Raw genomic sequence first — 22014 nt, forward strand, 5'->3', positions numbered from 1 at the left:
GGCGTCGGATTCCGCCACGCGTCCGCTCCTACGGCAGCGGGGATGACGCGCGCCGCTCCTGCCAGCAGCGTAAGCCGAACAGCGGCACGAGCCCATAAGCATGGTCGAGCATGTCAGACTGCAGGTTTTCGTACGGTATCCAGCGCGTCTCGTCGAGATAGAGAAAAATCTCCAATGCGACGACAGCATGAGTGGATTGCAGTTGACGGACCACGAGCGGCATGTCGTGGCGGACGACCGGGTGGTCGCGAAGATGCGCCGTCAGATAGAGACGGTACAGGCCGAGATTCGTGTGGCGTTGCGTGTCGTCGGACACAAGGTCGGCGAGTGGCCGGTCGATGCCGTTGCGCAGCCGGGCGAGCAGCGCCTCGTCGGGAAAGCACACGGTGTCGACGTCAAAATGAATCGCATGCTTGACGCGTCTACCGCCCGAGTCTGTCATGCCTCGCCAGTTCTTTACGCTGTGCGTCAGCAGGACGTAGCTCGGCAGCATGACGATCGAGTTATCGAAGTTTCGCACCTTGATGGTGTTCAGCGCGATGTCGATCACCGTGCCGTCGGCGATGAAGCCGGGCACCTCGATCCAGTCGCCCACCCGCAGCATGTCGTACGCGGTGAGCTGGATGCTGGCCACGAATCCGAGTAGCGAATCGCGGAAGATAATGATGAGGAGTGCGGTCATCGCACTGAGGCCAGTGAGGAAGTACGCAGGCGAGCGCTCCAGCAGCACCGAAATCGCGGCGATCAGCGCGATCACGTAGAGCACGATGGTGGCGACCTGCAAGAAGCTTTTGATGGGCCGCTCGCTCGCAGACGGGAAGTGGCTGTAGCGCTCGCCGACGCTGTCGAGGAACGCGAGGGCGGCGCGTAGCAGCGTGTACACCATGTAGCAGCCCGCGAGCAGCGCCAGCGGGTGCCCGAGCGCTGCAATCAGCGGGAACGTCAGTCCGGAAAGCAGGGGGGCGGCCGCATAGACGATCGCGGCAGGGACGAGCGGCGCGAGCCGATGGAAAACCTTGTGGCGCTCGGCGGCGCGCAGCCACTTGTGCCGCTCCTGGCGCGCGAGGCGGCCCACAATCTGCAGCATGATCGAGCGCGTGGCGTAGTAGCAGATGGCGCTCGCCAGCAGAATCGCGAGCAGCAGGATTGCAATGAGCAGGATCGCGACGGCCCAACTGTCGGTGTAGACCTGGAAGTGATGCCAGTCCGGCCCACCTTCAATACGCAGCGCCTTGTCGAACATGGACCCTCCCATTGCCGGCGAGCTCATTGCGCCGGCGAGATCCGGTCTGTCCAGCGGGTCGGCACGCTGCCGTGGCAAGCGTGCGGCGCCTGCCGCCGCCGGGTTTGCCACCGTGCGAGCAGGGCCGGACCGGGCGGCACGCGCATCGCACGATGGCTATTGTAGCGGTGTCGCCCGTGGCGGAGCCTTACGCCTGTTTGTACTGAGCGAACAGCCACTTGCGCATGGATTCACTCGCTTCCCGATGGAGGTTGGCCTGCGGGTACACGACGTAGAAGCCGAGCGACGTCGGAAACGAGAAATCGAAAACGCGCCGCAAACGACCCTCTGCAATATCGCGCTCGACAAGCGGCTCACTGGTCAGCGCGATACCCTGGCCCGCGATCGCCGCATCAATGGCGAGTAAGGACTGGCTGAACCGTGGTCCTTTCAATGTATCGACGCGGGTTCGTCCACCCACCACGTCGAAAAACTCGGGCCACGAATTGTGCGCATCGTGCAGCAAGACATGCTTCGCCAGATCCGAGGGGCTCCGGATTGGCGGCCCCGCGCTGAGCAATTTTGGGCTCGCCACAGCAAACATATCGAGCGGAAACAGCAACTCGCCGGTCAGTCCGGAGGGGAATGGTGGCTTGCCCAGCCGAACGGCGATGTCCACGCCGTCGGTCTGAAAGTTGGAGAGCTTCTCGTCGGCCATGACGCGGACTTCGATGTCCGGGTGCAACCGGCCGAAGTCCGACAGCCGGGGAATCAGCCATTTCGCCGCGAAAGACGGTGTAGTGCTTATAGTGAGAAACGTTGAGCGTTGACCAAGCGCTTCCGTCGCGTCGGCGATGATCAGCAGCGCGCGCTGTACCGCCGGGAAATACTCCAGTCCGTCGCTGGTGAGGGCAAGCCCCCTCGGCAAGCGTTGGAATAGCTGGACGTCGACAACATTCTCAAGATGCCTCACCTGCTGTGCAACGGCCCCTTGAGTGACGCCGAGTTCGTCGGCCGCCAGACGGAAGTTGAGGTGCCGCGCCGACGCTTCGAAGGCGCGAAGCGCGTTGAGCGGTGGAAGCCGGCGGGTTTGCAGCAGATTTTTCATGCAGTAGAAATTCTACAGTCTGACTGGAGAAATCATGATTCGACAGCATCATTCTATCGCCTTACAGTATGGCTACGGTAAGTGGATTAAAGCCCGGCGCGGCGCTCAGTGGGTATCTTGAAGGAGAACGGGATGACTGTAGAAAAAGTGGCATTGGTAACAGCGGCTGGCAAGGGCATGGGCGCGGCTATCGCACGGGAGCTCGCGGCGAACGGCTATCGCGTGGCACTGATGTCGCCATCGGGCAGTGCTGTCGAGCTGGCGAAGGAGTTGGGCGGGTTCGGTATTGCCGGGTCCGTTACCGAGGAGGCGGACATCGATCGCTTTGTTCGCGAGACCCTCGCGAAGTATGGCCGCATCGACGCGGTCGTGAACAATACGGGCCATCCGCCCAAGGGCGATCTGCTTGCCATCGAGGACAGCAAATGGCACGAGGGGCTGGATCTGATCGTGTTGAACGTCGCTCGTGTGCTGCGGCGTGTCACGCCGGTGTTTCTGCAGCAAGGTGGCGGAGCGGTCGTCAATATTTCGAGCTTCGCGGCCGACGCGCCGGAGCAGGCCATGCCGGTTTCTTCCGCGCTGCGCGCGGCACTCAGCGCATTCACGCGCCTGTATGCCGATCGTTACGCCAAGGACAACATCCGGATCAACTCGGTTCTGCCAGGCTTTATCGACAGCTGGCCGGAGACGCCTGAAATCGTCGCGCGCATTCCGGTCGGCCGTTTTGGCAAGACGCAAGAGATCGCTAAAACGGTAGCGTTCCTGTTGTCGGATGGCGCCGGCTATATGACCGGCCAGAATATTCGCGTCGACGGCGGCATCGTGCGAGCGTTGTAAAGCGCGCTCGTTATCATTAGCACTCACTATGGCCGCCCTCATGAAGGCAGCCATAGCGAGCAAGCGTGGATCCAGCCGGAATCCGATTAGCGGAAGCCGTAGACCTCGACCTTTTTCCCCTCGAATTGTTCTTGCACACCTTGCTGGCAATTCGGTGGACACATGATGCCGTCCGGCGTCGAGCCTCCCGTGCCGATTGCCCTCGACACAACCGATTCGATGAGCGTGCCGTCCTGAGCGATGACGATCTGCAGGTCAGTTTCCGTGCCGGCCGGCACGGGGCCTCCCGCGGTATAGATGACACTCATGGTGCCGGTGCAATCGGAGTTCACTGTGTAGGTGCCGGTCTGGTACGGATTGAATGTAGTCTGCCCCCCTTTCGGCAGCCCGTTGATGACCCCATAGTCGGTGCGTGAATAATTGCCCCTGCCATCGAACTTAATCAGGGCGACGTCGTCAAGGGTCAACGGACTGGCGAACGGATGCAAGGCATTATTTGAATCCAGTAATCCAAGAATCTGTCCGTGACCGGTAAACCCATACGCTCCCTTTAGCGTCTCCTTTGAACAATGGTTCTCGGCCTGCGCGGCGCCGCTGAGCGAGAGAAGTGCAACGGCAGTTGCCGACAAAGCGACTAAATGCTTGATCTTCATGGTCATCTCCTTGCCATCGAATCAGGTTCTTAACATCACGGCGAGCAGGGGCCCTTTTTTGCCCGCGGGTTTAGGCGCCCTATGGCAAACCAATGGAAATTTCGAACGGCCGCAGTGATCCGTGGCTGATGCCATTTGCCAGGTATGGGATGAGAGAACGAGCGACCGCCAATGTGGCCGGCTGTTCCGGTGTGTGCGGCGAGAATGCCTGGGCGCAGGTCGAAGCAATGAATGTCGAAACGCTTCACCAGGCGGTTTTTTTCCGCTTGGCGTTGGCAGGCACGTGCAAAAGAGGTGCACGAAAATCCGCGCAATGGTGACTTCGTGAGTCCGCCACGCTTTAAGGTCGCGTAGCAAAAAATGGTGTAATCGACACTATTCGCGGGGCGCCAATGAAAATCGGACAAAAGACAGGCGCATTCAGAATCGCGCGTGCCCACATTGAATGTCACCCGTAACGCCGCGGTATCGTTGCACGACGAAGGCTTCCGCTTTCGAATAGATGACATAGTCGACTTGGCTTTGCATGGGGCCGGACTAAGCGTTAAAACGCTAAGTCCGGCCGACAGGAGGCGGCGATGACCGAGACATCCGTACTTCGATCCCACTGGTTCACGATGCTGCTGCTACTTGCGTCGACGCTGTCGGCGTCGCGGCCCGCGCGCGCCGAAGATCCCCTTGCACGCGATGTGAATGGACTTACGTTCGATCAGTTCATCCAGAAGACGCTTGATGACTATGGGGTGCCTGGGGCGGTTGTCGTCGTGGTGAGCGACAAAGGCACGGAGTTCCTGAAGGGGTACGGCGTGCGCCGTCGTGGCGAAACAGCGCTTGTCGACGGAGATACGCGATTTCAGATTGCGTCTATGAGCAAGTTCATCGCCGCGACGGCGGTCGGAGCATTAGTCGATCGGGGCGTGGTGTCCTGGGACGCGCCGGTCACGACTTTTTCGCCTGACACCGTGCTCGCCGAGCCGTACGCCACGCAGAACGTCACCCTGCGCGATTTCTTTGCACACCGCACCGGGCTGCCGGCCTATACAGACGACCTCCTTCCCCAACTCGAGTTCAGCTTTGACGAGCTGCTGCACCGCGCGCGCTTTCAGCCATTCGACCATAGCTTCCGGTCGCGATGGGCGTATTCGAACTACGGTATTTTTCTTGGGCAATACAGCGCTGCACGGGCGGCCGGAATGAGCCCCCCGCAAGTGCTGTCGAGCACGATGCTGGAGCCGCTCGGCATGACGCGTAGCGGTCCGGTACAGGCGGAACTTTTCAAGGACGACAACCGGGCAACGGCGCATAACATCGACGGCACGGTCATGCCGTACGAGAACGTCGACAAATTTAGTGGTGCGGGCGCGATCGTATCGACGGGCCATGACATCGCACGGTGGATGACGATGCTGCTCGCGCAAGGCACTTTCGAAGGCAAGCCGGTTTTGAGCAAGGACACCGTGACGGAGATCTTCGCGGCGAGCATGGTGCAAGGCCCTGGTGGTCCGCTGAACGATCCGAATGACTCGGCCGGGCTGGGCTGCGAGAGCTACCACTTTCTTCGCTGGCGCGTGATCGAAAAGAATGGCGCGCTGAACGGCATGCGCACCATCGTCACGCTGGTTCCGGAGCGAGACATTGGCATCGCCATCTTTGCCAACAAGCAGATGACGGTATTTCCGGAGGCCGTCCGCGCGGAGTTTCTCGAGCGTGTGCTCGCGCCGTCAGGCAGAGACTTGCAAAAGCAGATTCACGAGGAACAAAAGGGATGGTTTGCGCTTCTCGATGTGCCCAAGCCGCCGCCCGATGCGAAGCCGCTATCACGTGATCTTGACGCCTTCGCGGGTCCCTTTGTCAGCCCGCTGTATGGATCGCTAACGGTGGTTCGCAACGGCGAAAGCCTTGCCGTGAAGGTCGGTGCGCATGATTATCCCGGGCAGTTGACGCATTGGTCGGCCGACTCTTTCCTGATCACGTTCGAGAATCCCGACGTACCACCCGGACTTCTCACGTTTGCGTTCAAAGAAGGCAATCCGCGTGCCACCGGCTTTGACGGCAGCAGGGTGCCGAACGTCTACACGACCAGCTACGGGCACTTTGATCGCGCGCAATAGCGTCGAAGGCGAAGCTGCCCGATTTACGAAGCGCGCCCGAACACCGCCGTGACCACCATCGTGCAAAGCGCGCCGACCATGGCGCTAATCAGCACGCCAAGGACCAGATTCGTTCCGATGTACTTGCTAAACCAGTCGTCTGTGACCCAGACGCCATTCTTCGTGAACCACGCACTGCCATGAATCGTGACGATCACACTGTCCGGCTTCAGTTCGAGTTTCGTGGCACGCAACAGCCCGCTGGTCGAACAATCCTGAATCGCCGGACTCCGTAGCGGCCGATAATCCGCTTCCTCACTCGCCGCACACGCGAAGAGCGTATCGGTGCTGCTGTCGGACAGCCGCACGGCGGCGCTGCGCAAAGGCAGACCGGAACTGGCCGCATCGGGATCTTCGGCCCCGCCGAGATGCAGGACCGAAGCAGGCTTTCTGGACGGAAAAGTCAACGTGAGCGCATGGTCCTCCTGAACCAGGACAGTCAGCGCAACGGCTCCGGGAACGCGTGCGGCCGGCTGGTTGGCGACGCGCAACTCTTTCTGTTCCGCGACGGCAGGCGCCGTGCCGCCGTCGCCGAGCAGAACGGCGAGCTGAACCTTCAGCGGGGCATGATGTGCAACGATGTTCAACCCCGGATGCGGCCCTTCGCCAATGTGGGCGATCTGCACGTCGGCGATGCCGGAGCCCGGTTCCAAGGCAATGTCGATCATCGTGTGGCCCGTTCCCGCTTGCGCGGTCGTCCAGGATAGCGCGCCGTCGGACGTCGGCATCGTTAGCGCGAAGTCATCGTGTAGTGACTTGACCGTCTGGTCATCGAGATGCGCGCCGTCGAAGCGCACGTCAACGCCCTCGTTGTCGGCACCCTCGACAGCAAGCAGCGGCCCCGGCGCGAGCGGTTCGAGAACGAGCCGGTCTCCGGCTGCCACTTTCCACGGATCCGGCGGAAGAGGGCGGCTAACGGGCCGGCTGGTCGCGTACCAGTAGAGCGCCGCAAGCGCGAGCAGCGCAATCAGCGCGATGCCTGAGCGCCTGATGATCACGCGCGCGGCGGGCGTGACCGGACGCGCCCGCGCTCGCGCCGGGGGATGGGGTTTTGCTCGGCGGTTCATTGCTTCACGATGTGTACGGAGTCCGGCGAAATCGCGCCAGCCCAGCTCTTTTCGTCATTCAGCGTGTCCCAGACTCGCACCTGCAGACGATAGACGCCCGGCACCCTTGCACCGCCCCCATCCTTGCCGTCCCAGCTCCCGCTGTGCGTTCCTTTCTGCAAGGGATCGTGCGGCGTCGCGCCGACGAGTTGCACGCTCACCTGGTCTGGCGCCGTCACTTCGAAGCGAAGTATTTCTTCCGTACCACGGCCAAAGTCGCGAATGGTGCTGTAGCCGATCGAAGCCGATTCCTGCGGAAACCGCGGTGCGGACGGTCCGAACTGCAGGTTGTTGACCGCGACGGACCCAACCGCGCGCGGCCCGCCGCCAATGCCATAGATGGCAATGGGAGAAAACGGGCGCGCTGTTTGCCGGTCGCCGCCGGTGGCTGACGTGCACGCCCGCTGCACCGAATAGACGGCATATTGGCCCGGCTGGGGGCTGGGGCCTATCTCGTCGGGAAGCGGGACCTTGATGACATGCCGGCCGGCGCGGCCGTCCGCGTCCAGCATGATGCTCGGATACGTTTTCTCGCCCGCGCTGAGCGCGAGCCATGTGCAACTGTCGGGGCGCGGTGCGACGTCGATCACGAAAGGCCAGCCGCCCTGCATGAATCCTTCGACGGTAAATGACCCGGCGCTCAGCGACACTGGAAATTGAGGGCCGTACTTCAGCAGACTCTCCGCGTCAGGTTTGGGCCGCGGATCAGGTGGCTTGGGACGCGCTTCGGACCCGCCCTCCGGACGATTGAAGAGCCACTGCAGCGGAATGGATACCGACGGCCCACCGCCGCCTTGCGGACGGTCGTATCCCCCACCCGGCGCTCTCTGCGCATGGGCCAAGAGCGGCCCAAGAGACAGGCACATAATCACGACGCGGCCGGCGGTGCCAAGCCGCCGCGAAGAGATGCCGGGATGCCGCTTCATGATGCTTCTCACATGGCAAGTGCCTATGCCTGCAACCTCACTGCTTCCGCTCTTTCGTCCTCGTCTGCAGCATCCGCACTCGCGCCATGGCAGCGTGGTCGGTGATCGTGCTGTCGTATAGCTTTGCCAGATCGGCTTTCAGCGCGGTACGCGAATCGCCGTCGAGATATACCATGTGGCCCGACGGATAGTATTTGAGAGTCAGGTTCTGACGTACTGCGGCGTTCTGCAACGGCATGTTCTGCAGATCCATTGTGGTCTGGTAAAAAGGCGTGACCGCGTCGTAGTAACCGTTCGCGGACAACACCTTCAGATCGACGTTCAGCGCCATCGTCGCCGCGAGATCGCCCGCGGTGTACAGCACGATATTGCCGTTCACGTCCTTGCCTTTCTGCGCGCCTGTCGGGTCGATGTGGCCGAAGTCCCAGTTCGCGAACGCCTGATCATTGAGGTCGGTGAAGGGCGTCACCGACGTGTACTTGAGCGTGTCGTTCAGATAGGTGTTCCACATCGCCGTGTAGACGCCGCTGACCGCGGTCATCGTCGGGTCGTTGCCGCCCGAGTTCGGATTGATCGTCGCGGCAATGCCGGTTCCCACGCCGGTCACCCGGCCGTCGTATGAGCCCAGTTCGAGGCCGTCCGATGCCATCAGGGACACCAGGAAGGCCATATTCCCGATCGCGTTCTGCGCGGCGACGTCGAGGCTCCAGCTATCGAGCACCACGGGCGTAATGCCGATGAAATCGCTCAGCTTCTGCACGGTCGCGGCGTCGGCGTTCGGAAACGCCGCGACGGCTTGCGCATAAGGCGTCTGCGCGAACGGAATCACGCTTTGCACATACGACGGCAGATCGGCGGGCGGCGGGGCAACGTTGATCTTCTTGTGATACCACGCGTCGGCGGCGCACGTCGGCAGGAGTCCGACAGGATTGCCGGCCTGCGAGTAGTCGAGAATGGACGATTGCAGCGTCACGCCGTTCAGATCGATGCCGGCTTCGTGCAGCAGATAGGCAAGCACACAGCTGCGAGCCGTGCCATACGATTCACCGAACAGGAATTTGGGCGAATTCCAGCGATCGTAGACGGTCAGAAACCGCTCGATGAATTGCCGCAATGAAGCGGCATCCTGGTCGACGCCCCAGAAGTTCTTGTTCGTGTTCGGCGCGATAGCCGCGGAATAGCCGGTGCCGACCGGATTGATGAACACCAGGTCGCTTCTGTCGAGCAGGCTGTCGGGATTGGGCTCCATCGTGTAGGGCGCGGCCGGCGTGAATTTCGGCATGTCGGTTTTGATCCGCTGCGGCGCGAACGATCCGAGCAACAGAAACACCGACGACGAACCCGGTCCGCCGTTATAGAAGAACGTGACCGGCCGGGTGGAGAGGTCCGCCCCGTCGGCGGTGAATGCCACATAGAAAATCTTCGCCGACGGCTGCGCGCTGACAGGGTCTCGTGCGACCAGATGACCGGCGTACGCCGTATAGGCAATGGCCTTCCCGCCGAGCTCCACCTGATGATGCGTAATCGCTGCCTGCTCCGTGCTGTCGCTGATCGAGTCGCCGGGACCGCTGCCGTATGCGAGCGGATCGGAGTACGGTTGATCAGGTGAGGGGACACTGGGTGCTGTTGACATTTGTCACACTCCCGGAATATCGGATCGATGAACCACACCGGTTCTTTGCGGATGCACCAAGCCTCCGCCCGCTGCATAGGCAGCGTGAGCCTGGCGGCAAGCAATACGTCGAGCGCCGGCCAGACGCCTCGTCGGGCAGCGCCCTCGCGGACGCTCTTCCAATATCGGAACGATTCATCACACTGGATTTTTTAACATGCGCAGATCCGTTCCGGCAGTGGCGTAAATGCGCCGCTGCGCGGCTTACGGTTTCGTCGCCGAAGCCTTTGCACGTGCACGTAATGCCTGCCATGCAGCTGTTCGCGTGCGGATGTAGTTGTCGTAGTCATCGCTCGTTCTGAGCGCGGGCATCTGGTTGTGCACATACCCCTGACTGTCGGGAACCGGCAATCGCGACACCAGTTCGGCCTGAATCATTTGCAGATGCGAAGGCACATCCGCGTCAGGAAACACGGTGCCTGATGTCGGCACCTTCACTCCGGCAAGCGGATTGTCCGTGCGCGGCTGCGAGAGCGTGAAGACCGCGCTGACATCCGGCGCGGCTGCATCTCTCGCGGTGAGCGGCGGCAGGTTCCAAAGCAGCTCGACTGTCTTCAGGATGCTGGTGTGGTCGAGCGGAGTTCCCGTTTCGGGCACCCTGAAGACGGTGCCCGCCTCGATCCAGGGTGATACGAGCACCGTCGGCACGCGCACGCCGAAGCGCTTGAAGTCGAATCCGAATTCGCCCGCGAGGCCGTCGGGTGCAACGGCGGTCGCAGGCGGCGGCACATGGTCGTAATTGCCGCCGTGCTCGTCGTAGGTGATGATCAGCAGTGTCTGATTCCAGTTCGGCCCAGTGAAGACGGCCTGGTAGACGTCGTGAATCAACTGCTCGCCCAGCGCCACATCGTAGTTGGGATGCTGGCTATTGCCCTTGGGACTCCAGCTCGGCTCCAGAAAACTGAAGGCCGGCAACGAACCGGCTTTGGCCGCCGCCTGGAAATCGGTGAACAGCCCGAAGTGCGATTCGTCCGCATTGGTCACGTCGGGAAAATTGTGGCGCGTCATCGGCGGCGTGTCATAGCCGTAGATGACCCAGCTCCGGTTGGCATCCGATAGCCGGCCAAAAATGCTGGGGCAGGTGAACGTCTTGGCCACATCGTCCATATGCCCCTGACTGGTCCCCGCGCAGGTGAACGCGCGATTCGGCATCGTTTCCGTCGGCACCGAAGCGTACCAGTGGTCACAGACAGCATAGCCGCTGGCCAGCCCGGACAGGACGGGGAGCATGGCCGGCGTGAACATCCCCATGATGCCGGTCGCGACCGTGCCCGGCAGGATCGACCAATGCTTGTTCGCTTCCCACGAGAGCGTTTGCGCGAAGTCCTGCACGAAGCCGCCATTGTTCGGCTGCTGTCCTTGCGCGACGGTGGCGGTTCCGTACAGTTGCACGTTGGTTGCCGCATACCCCTCGCCAGGATCGGCGCCGGGCATGAAATACGCGTTCTGGTCCGTGGGGGCGATCTTGAACACCGCGACCGCGTTACCCTGGCTATCGCGATTGCTTTCCTCGCCTGTGAGGCCTTCGAATGGCTGCCCCGTCGGTGATTTGTTTCCCTGAGCCGCGTAGAGAAACCCCAGCATCTGATCGAACGAACGGTTTTCGAGCATCAGCACGACAATGTGCTGAGTCGACGAGAAGGCGGCCGCATTCATGTTGAGCTTTCCCTATTTGCGGTTGGTCAGAACGGATCCGGCAGGTCACCCGCCGCAACACATGCAAAGCGCACGGTTCGACTCCGATAGTTTCCGCTGATGTGCGCGTAGTGGAAGCGCTTCACGTCGAGCGCCGACTGTATGCGCGCTAGTCGATCCGGATACGCGCCTCGACTCGCGATCCGGAGGACGAGAGCAAATGACTCCCCCTGTGACACTTCAATGGCATGCCTCAGGCATAAACGAGCCATTTGAAAACGATTAGCGTGACTGTCACTAAAGTTACATGGACAACGCTAATTTTCCCCCGCAAGCCAGCACGGCCGGCGTTGGAAGATCGGTCCTGTCGAATTGATCTGCTCACGAGATTCGCTATTCAAGCTAGAACCCCGCAATTCGAAAGTCAAGGATACGGCTGTCTACGAAGAACGCCTCATTCCGGCACTTGCGCCACCATGCGGTAGCACACCTGAATCACGCGCAGCAGTCGGTGTGCGGTTTATGCAACACGCGGCGCTCGAACTTTTTTTAACAGACAGCCGCGCCAGACTTTGATAGCCTCTGTTGTGGAAGTGCATCCGACGACAGGAGGGCTTCACCATGCTGCGATGGCTTGTCAACTGGGCTTCACATCACGCGCCGACTCCCGAGAAACAGGCGGAACGTGCCTTGAACGAACTGCGCATGGAACTGTTTCAGGCCGAACAGCATGTGCTGGATGCGCAATTACGGGTGGATTACTACCGGGCCCGGCTAACCTTTCTGGAAGAGGTAACAAAGAAAGGTATCGAGCAGGTATCCGATGAGCGGAAAGGCTTACACGAGCCGGCACCGGCGTTGAGACCGGGGCTGAAACTGACCGCGGCTCAATAGCTTTTGCATCTTGAGTAAGACGTTCTCATTCGGCATTGCGGCCGGACATTTCTACCGCCCGAAATAATGTTCTCCGTGCGCCCCCGCAAGGGGGCGCACGCCATGCCATCAGGCGGTATCAAGCCGTCGAACCACCATCCACGCTGATGTTCTGGCCGTTGATGTAGTGTCCCGCGTCAGAGACGAGCAAGACCGCCAGGCCGGCCACATCCGCGGGCTCGGCGATGCGCCGCATAGGAATCGTCGAGACGGTCAATTTTTCGCGCTCCGGATCCTCCCAAAGCATGCGGGAGAAGTCGGTGCGCACCGCGCCCGGGTTGATCGAATTAACGTTGATGTTCGACGGTCCGAGTTCGACTGCGAGGTTGCGCACGAGCTGATCGATCGCCGCCTTCGCCATGCCGTACAACCCGAGCAGGCCCGTGCCACGCTTTGCAGCGCGGCTCGACATAAAGACGATCGAGCCGCTCTTGCGTTCGATCATTTGCGGAGCCAGCGCGAGGGCCAGCGCCAGGCTGCCGCGGACCCCGTGGGCCATGGTTGTGTCGAACTGCTCCGGCGTCTGGCCGAGCACCGAGCCGGCGGGCGGATCTCCCGCCGCATTGAGCACGAGTGCATCGACACGGCCGAATGCGGTGAGCGCATCGGTCGCAAAGCGCTGCACGCTGTCAGGATCCGTAATGTCGCAAGCGAATGCCGCGACTTCGAATCCTTCTTCTTTGCGCAACTGCGCAGCGGCGGCGTCTGCTGTTTCCTGGCTGCGCCCGGTAATGACGAGCTTCGCGCCAGACGAGCCGAGGGCCCGCGCGATCGCCAGCCCCATGCCCTTGGTGGACGCCGTTACAACAGCGACTTTCCCTGTGAGATCAAACAGCTTGTTCACGATGGACGCTCCTTATTTGTCAGACATTTAACTTGCGGTTGCAGTACGCCGGTCAACGAACTTCGACGATCCGGCGAGGTGTTTTAAAGTGCATATACACTAGTAAATGAATATGGTATCAGTCTTGGTGAAACCTTGCAGCGTGTTTGTTGCAGCGGTTTTTCTCCCTAGTGGAAGCGATCAGGAGGTTAAGGCAAAAAGAAAATTTCTAGTCCGAACTAAAAATACATGGCATCGCCGCCTTGCGTCGGGCGAAGCCACAGCATAGCGCTTAGGCGCAAACCTTGCTGATGCCTCATCGCCACGATCCCTGCGACCACGACCCTAATATTCCCGCCACGGCAGCGTAATCGAGGACGCTCGCTCAGACACGCTCATCCTCAAGCGAAATTGTTCGGATGGAGAGAACGATGAATTCTTTACCGAGCATTTTTCCGCGTGATCCGTTCAGATATCTTGTCAAGCATGAATGCATCGTCGTGATGAGGTAATCAGATGGACAACGCAATAACGGAGTGTGTCGGCACTGATCCCGCGCCATTAGAGCGCGACGGCAAGGCCTCGTCTGTGAAGGATGAGGGCGCCGCGGTGTCGGCGGCGGCGCAGCGCAGTGCGTTGTATGCGCTGGCGCTGGGTACCTTTGCAGTGGGTACGGAAGGCTTCATGATCGCCGCAATCCTGCCCAGCATCGCCCATTCGTTGTCGATATCCGTGCAGGTCGCGGGTCAGCTCGTCACGATCTTCGCGCTTGTGTATGCGGTGAGCTCTCCGTTCCTCACAGCGCTGACTGCCTCGCTCAGTCGCCGTCATCTGCTGATGCTTGCGCTGGCTGCCTTCATGGTGGCGAATCTGGTCGCTGCGCTGGCGCACAGCTTCTGGGCGCTGGCGGCGGCGCGAGTGCTGCTCGCGCTAACCGCCGGACTCTACGTCCCCAACGCCAATGCGGTAGCAGGCGCCATCGTGCCGGCCGCGTGGCGGGGGCGGGCACTGGCCATCGTCAACGGAGGCATCACGGTCGCGGTTGCCATCGGTGTTCCGCTGGGGGCCGTCGTCGGCGTGCATGTTGGGTGGCGCTACACGTTCGTCGCCGTTGCCGTGCTGTCGGCGATTGCGCTGACGGTACTGGGCGCCATCCTGCCGCGCAATATTGCGGGTAGTCCGCCGGCCAGCATACAGACACGCCTTGCGGTCGCGACCATGCCGGGCGCTTTCGAAGCGCTAGGCACAACGACGCTGTGGGCAACCGGTGCCTATGCGGTCTATACGTACGTCTCGCCTTTTCTTGCGTCTGCGACCGGGCTGGGTGCGGACCGGGCAGGTCTCGTCCTGACGCTGTTCGGCGTCGCCGCGCTGGGTGGCGTAGCCCTCGGTGGAATCGCCAACGATCGCGTCGGCGCGCGCCGCGTTCAATCATTCAGCCTGCCGGTCATGGCGACGACGTTTGCAGCGCTCAGCGTGTCCGCGTGGTTGTTCGCGCCACACGCGCTGCCCGTCATCGTGCCGCTGGTGGCGTGCTGGGGCCTCAGTGCATGGGCTTTCTATCCGCCGCAGCAGAACCGGCTGATCGACGTCGCCGGTGCGCAGAACACGCCGGTGATTCTCTCGCTGAATGCGTCTTTCATGTACCTGGGCTTCTCGCTCGGTGCCGCAATTGGCTCGCTCACGATCACGTTGCTGTCGATCACGTGGATCGGTGCAGTCGGAGCCGCATGCCTGCTGGGTGCGATGGCGTTGTCGCGTCTCGCCTGGGCACGTTCCCGCTCACTTTCCTGATTGGAGTTATTCATGAATGATCTGCTTGCTCTTGCTGTCGCCGCCCATGGCGGTCTCGATCGCTGGAACTCGTTCCGTACATTGACCGCCGAAGCGTCCATCGACGGTGGTCTCTGGCACATGAAGCAAGTGCCGGACATGCTGAAGCACGCAACCTTCGAGATTGGCACACACGAAGAGCACATGAGCATCGCGCCGTTTCCGGCCCCCGATCAACGCGGCCTGTTCCTGCCGAACCGCGTCTGGGTCGAGAAGCCGGATGGCACGGTCATTGATAGCCGCGACAATCCCGAAGCGTCCTACGCCGGCCATACTGAGGAAACGCCTTGGGACAAGTTCCACGTCAGTTACTTCACCGGCAAGGCGATGTGGACTTATCTCACGTCGCCTTTCCTCTACATCTACCCGGGATTCGAGACCGAAGAGATCGAACCGTGGCAGGAGGACGGTGAGGTCTGGCGGCGCCTGAAGGTGACGTTTCCCGACTACGTGGCGAGCCATACGCGCACGCAGATCACGCATTTCGGCCCCGATGGCTTGATGCGGCGCCACGACTATACGGTCGACGTTCTTGGCGGCGCCCCCGGTGCCAATTACGTTAGCGGCTATCGCGAAGTGCAGGGCATCATGATGCCCACGAAACGCCGCGTGTATGCGTACGATCAGAACGGGCAGAAGGTGCCGGAGCCCGTCCTGGTGTCGATCGACTTCGGTCAGCTGACGTTTTCGTGACGAGGCGTCTTGCCTGTATGGCCTTCGCCCGACTGCTTACGGTTGGGCGGCCAGCGCCGCGGCGTGATCGATAACGCTGGCAAGCTTGACGTCCAGTTCACGCCCTATCGCCGTGACATCCGCATTGCCGAACTGGCCGAACAGCGTGGAGGGCTGGTCGTACTCCACCCTCACGACGCCGGGCGCAATTTCATAGACCAGCACGGATAGCGGGGCGTAAAGGCCCGCGCGGATATCGTGCCGGGTCATCTGCAACGCCACGCGCGGGTTGCCGATGATATAGCGGATGGCGTGCCTGGGAGCGCCCGCCAAACTGAGCAGGACTCCGTGATTTGTCGTCGAGAAGATCATCAACCCTTGATCACCTTCCATCTTCGCAAGACGAGCGTCTGCTGCGGTCGGATCGGTTTGCACGAGGGTCTTTAACGAAGTTGGGTCGAAACGGCCCAGCAAGGCTTCCAGGTGTCGCGTGAACGAATCGAAATCGACCTTGCTTTCGAGGCTCACGTGGGTGACTTCAATCTGCTGGCCCGAGGTTCGAACCAGTGAATCCGAGCGCGTTGCGGTTGAGGGCGACTCGCTGCTCGCGTCCGTAGAAAGCACGCCAAGTCCAATCATGGCGGCGATGGGGGCAACCCGTACTAATCTCATTACGTTCCCTTTTACGATTGGCGGACCGCGTCAGCGAGCGCCCGGCTGAGCATCACTTTCGCCAGTTGGATGCGGTATGCACCATCGGCAAATCCATCTTCGAGCGGTGTCGTGCCGCCAAAAGCCAGTTCGACGAGGCGGGCGATCTCTTCTGCCGAACCCGTGAATCCGTGGCCTAGCTCGATCTCAGCCGCACGCGCGCGGAATGCTGTTTCAGCCACCCCAGTTACGCCAATCATGCCGCCCGTACAAATGCTTCCGCCGTAGCGCAAGGCGACCGCGGCCGCGGCGACGGCATAACCCGAGGAGGGATGGCGGAATTTCCGGTAAGCCACCCGATCAGGACCGGGCAACGGGATGAGGATGCGCGTGAGCAACTCGTCCTGCTGTACCGCCGAAGTCATGAAACCGACAAAAAACTCGTCGGCGGGTACCTGTCGTGTACCGTCGGCGCTGGTGATTTCCATTCGCGCATCCAGCGCAAGCATGACCGCCGGCCAGTCTGCCGACGGATCGGCATAAACGAGCGAGCCGCCGATGGTGCCGCGATTGCGCACGGTCGGGTCCGCAATGACGCTTGCCGCCATCCGGAACAACGGAGAAAGTTCGGCCAGTTGTGAATGATCGCCAAGCTTGGCATGGGACGTCGCAGCACCGATTGCAATGTGATCGGAATGGATCTCGATGCCGTGCAGTTCGGGCAGTCTGCCAATGTCGATAAGCAGGGGCGTACTGGCAAGGCGCAGCTTCATGAGCGGGAGCAGCGAATGGCCGCCGGAGAGCAATTTGGCATCGCGCTCGCTGGCGAGCATGGCGAGTGCATGCGCCACACTGGTGGCTCTGACGTAGTCAACAGGGTAGGGGATCATGCGTGGCTCCGGGTTGCAGTCTGAATTGCGCGCCAGATTTTTGGCGGCGTGAGCGGCATGTCGAGATGGGTAATGCCAAACGGTTTCAGCGCATCACAGACAGCGGACACGACCGCGGGCGGCGCGCCAACGCAGCCCGCCTCACCAATGCCCTTTGCGCCGAGCGGATTGGTGGGCGAGGGGGTGATATGAAAGTCCGTACGCATACGGGGAATTTGCTCGATGCGAGGGAATCCGTAATCGAGCAGTGACCCGGAAAGAAGCTGCCCGCTCTCGTCATATCGGGCTTCTTCATAGAGTGCCTGTCCAATGCCTTGCGCGATGCCGCCGTGCATCTGGCCGTGGCACAGCAAGGGATTGATCAGTACGCCGACGTCGTCGACTGCAACATAATCAAGAATGCTAACTACGCCGGTATCGGCGTCGACCTCTACGACAACCGCATGGCATCCGTTTGGCGCGCCCATTCCGGTGGGTTCGTAGAACACGCGCTCATCCAGGCCGGCCTCAACGTCGCGCGGGAGTTTGCTCGCCACGTAGGCCATTCTGGCCACTTCGGCGAAGGACGCCGTGCCGCCGGCTTCCGTGGAAAATACGCCGCGAGCGTAACTGACAGCTTCTTCCGGGACCCCAAGCATGAGCCCCGCGATTTTCTTTGCTTTTGCGAGAATCTTGCCCGCCGAGACATAGGCGGCCGAGCCTCCTACCGGCATGGAGCGTGAGTTGAAGGTGCCGTGCCCGGCGAGGACGCGGTCCGTATCGCCTTGTACAACGTCGATGTCGTCCATCGGCAATTGAAGCACTTCACCCACGATCTGGGCGTAACTCGTGGCGTGACCATGGCCCTGCGGCATCGATCCGCTGAACAGGGTGACCTTGCCGTCGGAATGCATGCGCACGTGCGCGCTTTCCCAGCCACCGCGGTTGAATCCCACATGGCGCAGGAGCTGGGAGTTGCCCATGCCGACCACTTCCATGTAGCAGATCACGCCAATGCCGATATACCGGCCTTCCTGACGCAGGGCCGCCTGCCGTTCGCGCCAGCCTTCGTAGTCGATCATCTCCGTCGCTCTCGCCAGACAGGCTTCATAGTCGCCGTTGTCCCATTTGCTGCGAGCATTGTTATGCGGCTGATACGGAAACTGGTGAACCTGTACCAGGTTCAGGCGGCGCAGCGCGACGGGATCCATATCCAGGGCGTTGGCTACCGCATCCATGGTGCGCTCGATGATATAAGCAGCCTCCGGCCGCCCTGCGCCGCGATAGGCATCGACAGGCGTGGTGTTGGTTGTCACGAGATCGACCTGCACGTCGACATTGCCGATGACGTAGTTGCCCGTCACATAGGTCGCCGTGTTGATGGTCGGGATGCCGGTTCCCATGTTGGACAGATAGGCGCCCAGGTTGGCGTACGAGCGGACTTTGATACCGAGTACCTTGCCCGCATTCGTGACAGCGGCGTCCACGTATTCCACGTGATCGCGCCCGTGCGTCGTGGCCACGTGGTTTTCGCTGCGCGTTTCGGTCCAGCTGACGGGGCGGCCGAAGTTCCGGGAGGCGAAGGCGACCAGCACCTCTTCAACGTAGAAGTGCATCTTGCAGCCGAAACCACCGCCGATATCCGGCGCCACAATGCGTAGGCGATGCTCGGGCCAGCCCAGCGTCTCCGCGATCCATCGGCGGGACATGTGCGGTACCTGGCTTGGCAGAATGAAGGTAAGCCGTTCGTCGATTGCGTCGTAGCTGGCGCAGAGTGCGCGAGGTTCAAGCGGGTTGGGAATCAAACGTTGGTTGACGAGGCGAATGGACACGACACGGTCGGCCGCTTTTACGGCTTCTTCGTAGTCGCCGCCCTTGACCTTGTAGACGCCGATAAGATTGCCGGGGACGTTGTCGTGAAGTTGCGGCGCGCCGTCCTTCAGCGCGGTTTCCGCGTCCACCACCACGGACAATTCTTCATAGTCGACCTGCACGAGTTCGGCGGCGTCGGCCGCCAGTTCGCGCGTCTCGGCCACCACCAGCGCTACCGCTTCGCCTGCGTACCGTACGCGCTCCGCTGGCAGCGGTGGGTGAGGCGGAACGATGGAATCGCCGACAACCCAGTTCGGGCGAATATCACCAATTTTCCCGGCGATGTCGGCGTGGGTCAGCACGCCCACCACACCCGGCAACGCGCGCGCGGCGGCCGTATCGATCTGGCGGATCCGCGCATGCGCGAAAGGCGACCTGACGAAGGCGGCGAATACCATTCCGGGGAATTGGTAGTCGTCCGTAAAACGACCCTGTCCGCTCATCAGGCGCTGGTCTTCACGCCGTTTGACCGGCTTGCCGATGTATTGCGTGCCGACGTTTTGCTGTCTGTCATTCATGGCTCGCCTCCGCGACCGGTTGGCCCGTGCGCTCGTTCAACCGTTGCGCGGCCAGCAGGACGGCATCCACGATGTTCTGGTACCCGGTGCAGCGGCACAGATTGCCATGCAGCGCGTGCCGCACCGCTTGTTCCGAAGGGTCCGGCGTATTGACCAGCAGCGCGCGCGCAGCCATCAGCATGCCCGGCGTACAGAAGCCGCACTGAAGCCCATGGCACTCGTTGAAAGCCTGCTTCAGCGCGCTGACAATCGAATCCTGCTCCATGCCTTCAATCGTGTGCACGCTGCAGCCTTCGGTCTGCACCGCCAGCACAGTGCACGAGCGAGCGGTTTTCTGGTCGATTAGAACCGTACACGCGCCGCACTGTGACGTGTCGCAGCCGATATGCACGCCGGTCAATCGCAATGAATCTCGCAAGACGTGGACGAGAAGCCGCCTCGGTTCTGTGTCAATCGTGCGCGGCGCGCCATTGACGGTGTTGTGTATCTGCATGAGTGTCATCCTGTCCCGTTGTCTGCATGTCTCGCCTGGCAGGCCTAAGCCTTTCACCAAGGTGCCCATTCGTACGATGTTGAGCGCCGCGCCAAGTGGATCGGTCAGGTACCGGCATCCACTTGCCACCTTTTTATATGATAACCATCATATATCAGGGCGAAGCAAATCCGTTGGCTCGCTTACCTGCCGCTCGAACTGCGCGAAAAAGTCGGCGAGGAACTTGTTGGCCACTGAGCCAATGAGGCGTGAGCCGAGCTGCACCGTCGCGGCATATTGCAAGGTGGTGCCGCCATCCATGTCTTCCAGGTGAACGTCGGCAACGAGCTTGCCGAACCCGGCTATTCCTCCGCTGCCGCCGCCTTCTATCCGGTAGCCGATGTTCTCGAGAAGGTCCAGGAAACGGGCATTGCCTTTGAAACGGGCTTTGATCGGCCCGACGGCCGCCACGATGACTACGTCGTAACTGCCGTCCTCTGCCTGCTGATAGTGCTCGCATCCTGGCAGGCACTGCTGCAGCGTCACTGGGTCGTTAAGACGCTGCCACACGGCGGCGCGAGACGCAATGATGCGTTGTGATCCTTTAAATTCCAAACCGCCCTCCGCCAGACCTATAATGTCATCATCGTTAACATGCTAAGGGGGCTGTGTCTGGACGGTCAAGTCCGGATCGTGATAATCCCGCTGGTATTTACCCCAGGCTGGCAGGCAGGAGGGCTTGGGGTGACGGGCGCGTGCTTCGGTAACTGCGATAGCGGTTGCTATTCGCGGCTATCTAGCGGACGAGCCCCGAGGTTTGCAATGCGCCCAGGTCGGGAATCGTCGAGGCAAACGCCGCAGATTGCATGGCTTGCTGTGCGAGCACTGCCAATTCATGCGCAGGCTGCTGGACTGTCACTGTGGCGGCATCTGCCGCCCCGGTTTAGACTTGCGCCTGCGGCAGGTGGTCGGCAGTGTTCACGTTCAATCCGTCATGCTAACGAGGTATAGCGAATGGATATCGCGCAGGCCATGAGAGTATTTGCCCGCGTCGTGGAGACGAAGAGTTTCACGCGCGCGTCCGAGACGCTCGACTTGCCACGCGGACGCGTGACCGTGATCGTACAGAACCTCGAAGCACACCTTAAAACACGCTTGTTGCAACGCACCACGCGCAGCCTCAACCTGACGGCGGACGGCGCCGCCTATTACGAGCGATGCGTGCGCGTCCTCGCGGATATCGACGACATCGAGAACTCGTTCCTCGGCAAGAAGCAATCGCCGCGCGGCAGGTTGAGGGTGGACATGCCCGGCGCGCTCGGGCGCCTCATCGTCATGCCGGCGCTGGCGGACTTTCACGAGCGCTATCCTGAGATCGACCTGGTGCTCGGCCTCGGCGACAAGCCTCTGGATCTCGTGCAGGAGGGCGTCGACTGCGTGGTGCGCATCGGCACCTTGCAGGATTCGTCGCTCGTGGCGCGGCGTGTCGGGATCTATCAGGGCGTCACCGTCGCCAGCCCGGCGTATCTCCACAAGGCAGGCACACCGCGAACGCTGGACGAGCTCGCCCATCACCAGGCCGTGAACTACTACTGGGGGCGCTCGGGCAGGATCATGCCGCTGACGTTCGATGTCGACGGCAAAACGGTCGAGGTGAAGATGCGCGGCTCCATCGCCGTGAACGACGCTGAGGCCTATCTGGGAAGCGCGCTGAATGGCCTCGGCATCGTTCAGGGCGCCCGCTTCATGGCGCTGCCGTACCTCGAATCCGGCGCACTGGTCGAGATTCTTTCGCAGTGGAAGCCGCCGCCGCTACCCATTTCCGCGGTATATCCGCACAATCGGCATCTCTCCGCGACCGTGCGCGCGTTCGTCGACTGGATCGCCGAACTCTTTCGCAACTGTGCGCTCCTGACCAGCACCCCCGAAGCCGACGCGCGGTGTCGCCCTACGAGCATTGATACCCAGGACGCCGATGCCGTCGATCTTGCAGACGACGAAGAGGGCTCGATTGGCTAAGCCGGTTGCTACCACGGAGAAAGGCGACACTTTGTTCTCGTTG

At 61.3% G+C, this 22014-nt stretch carries 19 protein-coding genes and 1 pseudogene; 7 read left to right on the forward strand and 13 right to left on the reverse strand.

Translation table 11 applies throughout. The features are described 5' to 3' along the window. Positions 1-28: 28 nt before the first annotated feature. Positions 29-1243, reverse strand: coding sequence for a mechanosensitive ion channel family protein (locus tag A6V37_RS17535; protein WP_064270496.1), 1215 nt, complete (start codon positions 1241-1243; stop codon positions 29-31). Between the two features lie 187 nt (positions 1244-1430). After that, positions 1431-2330, reverse strand: a complete 900-nt coding sequence (gene gcvA / locus A6V37_RS17540) for a transcriptional regulator GcvA (protein WP_064286161.1) — start codon at positions 2328-2330, stop codon at positions 1431-1433. Positions 2331-2462: 132 nt separating this feature from the next. On the opposite strand from gcvA, the gene A6V37_RS17545 reads away from it, so the two are divergent. After that, positions 2463-3167, forward strand: coding sequence for an SDR family oxidoreductase (locus tag A6V37_RS17545; protein ID WP_064270498.1), 705 nt, complete (start codon positions 2463-2465; stop codon positions 3165-3167). A gap of 86 nt (positions 3168-3253) precedes the next feature. Here the strand turns inward: A6V37_RS17545 and A6V37_RS17550 are convergent, their stop codons facing one another. Further along, positions 3254-3820: a hypothetical protein gene (locus tag A6V37_RS17550; protein ID WP_064270499.1), complete on the reverse strand. Its 567-nt coding sequence runs from the start codon at positions 3818-3820 to the stop codon at positions 3254-3256. Between the two features lie 92 nt (positions 3821-3912). Here A6V37_RS17550 and A6V37_RS17555 point away from each other — a divergent pair, with 92 nt between their 5' ends. Then, a complete protein-coding gene (locus tag A6V37_RS17555) occupies positions 3913-4140 on the forward strand; it encodes a hypothetical protein (protein WP_064270500.1) in 228 nt (75 codons plus the stop codon). Between the two features lie 258 nt (positions 4141-4398). Beyond that, positions 4399-5931, forward strand: a complete 1533-nt coding sequence (locus A6V37_RS17560; protein WP_082902833.1) for a serine hydrolase — start codon at positions 4399-4401, stop codon at positions 5929-5931. A gap of 23 nt (positions 5932-5954) precedes the next feature. On the opposite strand, the gene A6V37_RS17565 is transcribed toward A6V37_RS17560, so the two are convergent. The 4 genes and pseudogenes from A6V37_RS17565 to A6V37_RS17580 form a co-directional block, all read right to left on the reverse strand. After that, complete coding sequence (locus A6V37_RS17565; RefSeq protein WP_064270502.1) at positions 5955-7037, reverse strand: hypothetical protein; 1083 nt, start codon at positions 7035-7037, stop codon at positions 5955-5957. Beyond that, on the reverse strand, positions 7034-8002 hold the full coding sequence (locus A6V37_RS17570) for a T9SS type B sorting domain-containing protein (RefSeq protein ID WP_064286162.1): 969 nt from the start codon (positions 8000-8002) through the stop codon (positions 7034-7036). The genes A6V37_RS17565 and A6V37_RS17570 overlap by 4 nt, the downstream gene beginning before the upstream one ends. Before the next feature lie 37 nt (positions 8003-8039). After that, a pseudogene (locus A6V37_RS17575) lies at positions 8040-9605 on the reverse strand (S10 family peptidase); the annotation flags it as partial. Positions 9606-9878: 273 nt separating this feature from the next. Further along, positions 9879-11330 carry an alkaline phosphatase family protein gene (locus A6V37_RS17580; protein ID WP_064270504.1) on the reverse strand — a complete coding sequence of 484 codons (1452 nt, stop codon included), beginning with the start codon at positions 11328-11330 and terminating at the stop codon, positions 9879-9881. A gap of 600 nt (positions 11331-11930) precedes the next feature. Here A6V37_RS17580 and A6V37_RS17585 point away from each other — a divergent pair. Beyond that, positions 11931-12203, forward strand: a complete 273-nt coding sequence (locus A6V37_RS17585; RefSeq protein WP_064270505.1) for a hypothetical protein — start codon at positions 11931-11933, stop codon at positions 12201-12203. A 118-nt stretch (positions 12204-12321) separates the two neighbouring features. Here the strand turns inward: A6V37_RS17585 and A6V37_RS17590 are convergent, their stop codons facing one another. Continuing rightward, the gene (locus A6V37_RS17590) at positions 12322-13086 is read right to left on the reverse strand and encodes an SDR family NAD(P)-dependent oxidoreductase (protein ID WP_082902835.1); all 765 of its coding nucleotides are present in this window, start codon (positions 13084-13086) and stop codon (positions 12322-12324) included. A 495-nt stretch (positions 13087-13581) separates the two neighbouring features. Here A6V37_RS17590 and A6V37_RS17595 point away from each other — a divergent pair, with 495 nt between their 5' ends. Beyond that, complete coding sequence (locus A6V37_RS17595) at positions 13582-14859, forward strand: MFS transporter (RefSeq protein WP_082902836.1); 1278 nt, start codon at positions 13582-13584, stop codon at positions 14857-14859. Positions 14860-14871: 12 nt separating this feature from the next. Further along, positions 14872-15591, forward strand: coding sequence for a hypothetical protein (locus A6V37_RS17600; RefSeq protein ID WP_064270507.1), 720 nt, complete (start codon positions 14872-14874; stop codon positions 15589-15591). Positions 15592-15627: 36 nt separating this feature from the next. Here the strand turns inward: A6V37_RS17600 and A6V37_RS17605 are convergent, their stop codons facing one another. The 5 genes from A6V37_RS17605 to A6V37_RS17625 form a co-directional block, all read right to left on the reverse strand. Continuing rightward, the gene (locus A6V37_RS17605; RefSeq protein ID WP_165614473.1) at positions 15628-16098 is read right to left on the reverse strand and encodes a DUF302 domain-containing protein; all 471 of its coding nucleotides are present in this window, start codon (positions 16096-16098) and stop codon (positions 15628-15630) included. A 155-nt stretch (positions 16099-16253) separates the two neighbouring features. Then, positions 16254-17111 carry an FAD binding domain-containing protein gene (locus tag A6V37_RS17610; RefSeq protein ID WP_064270508.1) on the reverse strand — a complete coding sequence of 286 codons (858 nt, stop codon included), beginning with the start codon at positions 17109-17111 and terminating at the stop codon, positions 16254-16256. Further along, positions 17108-19480 carry a xanthine dehydrogenase family protein molybdopterin-binding subunit gene (locus A6V37_RS17615; RefSeq protein ID WP_064270509.1) on the reverse strand — a complete coding sequence of 791 codons (2373 nt, stop codon included), beginning with the start codon at positions 19478-19480 and terminating at the stop codon, positions 17108-17110. Before A6V37_RS17615 ends, A6V37_RS17610 begins: the two co-directional genes overlap by 4 nt. After that, positions 19473-19973: a (2Fe-2S)-binding protein gene (locus tag A6V37_RS17620; protein ID WP_064270510.1), complete on the reverse strand. Its 501-nt coding sequence runs from the start codon at positions 19971-19973 to the stop codon at positions 19473-19475. The genes A6V37_RS17615 and A6V37_RS17620 overlap by 8 nt, the downstream gene beginning before the upstream one ends. 147 nt (positions 19974-20120) lie before the next feature. Continuing rightward, on the reverse strand, positions 20121-20567 hold the full coding sequence (locus tag A6V37_RS17625; protein WP_064270511.1) for an SRPBCC family protein: 447 nt from the start codon (positions 20565-20567) through the stop codon (positions 20121-20123). Between the two features lie 399 nt (positions 20568-20966). Between A6V37_RS17625 and A6V37_RS17630 the strand changes: the two genes are divergently transcribed. Then, a complete protein-coding gene (locus A6V37_RS17630; protein ID WP_064270512.1) occupies positions 20967-21971 on the forward strand; it encodes a LysR family transcriptional regulator in 1005 nt (334 codons plus the stop codon). Positions 21972-22014: the final 43 nt, after the last annotated feature.

This window comes from Paraburkholderia ginsengiterrae (genome assembly GCF_001645125.1).
Lineage (GTDB): Bacteria > Pseudomonadota > Gammaproteobacteria > Burkholderiales > Burkholderiaceae > Paraburkholderia > Paraburkholderia ginsengiterrae.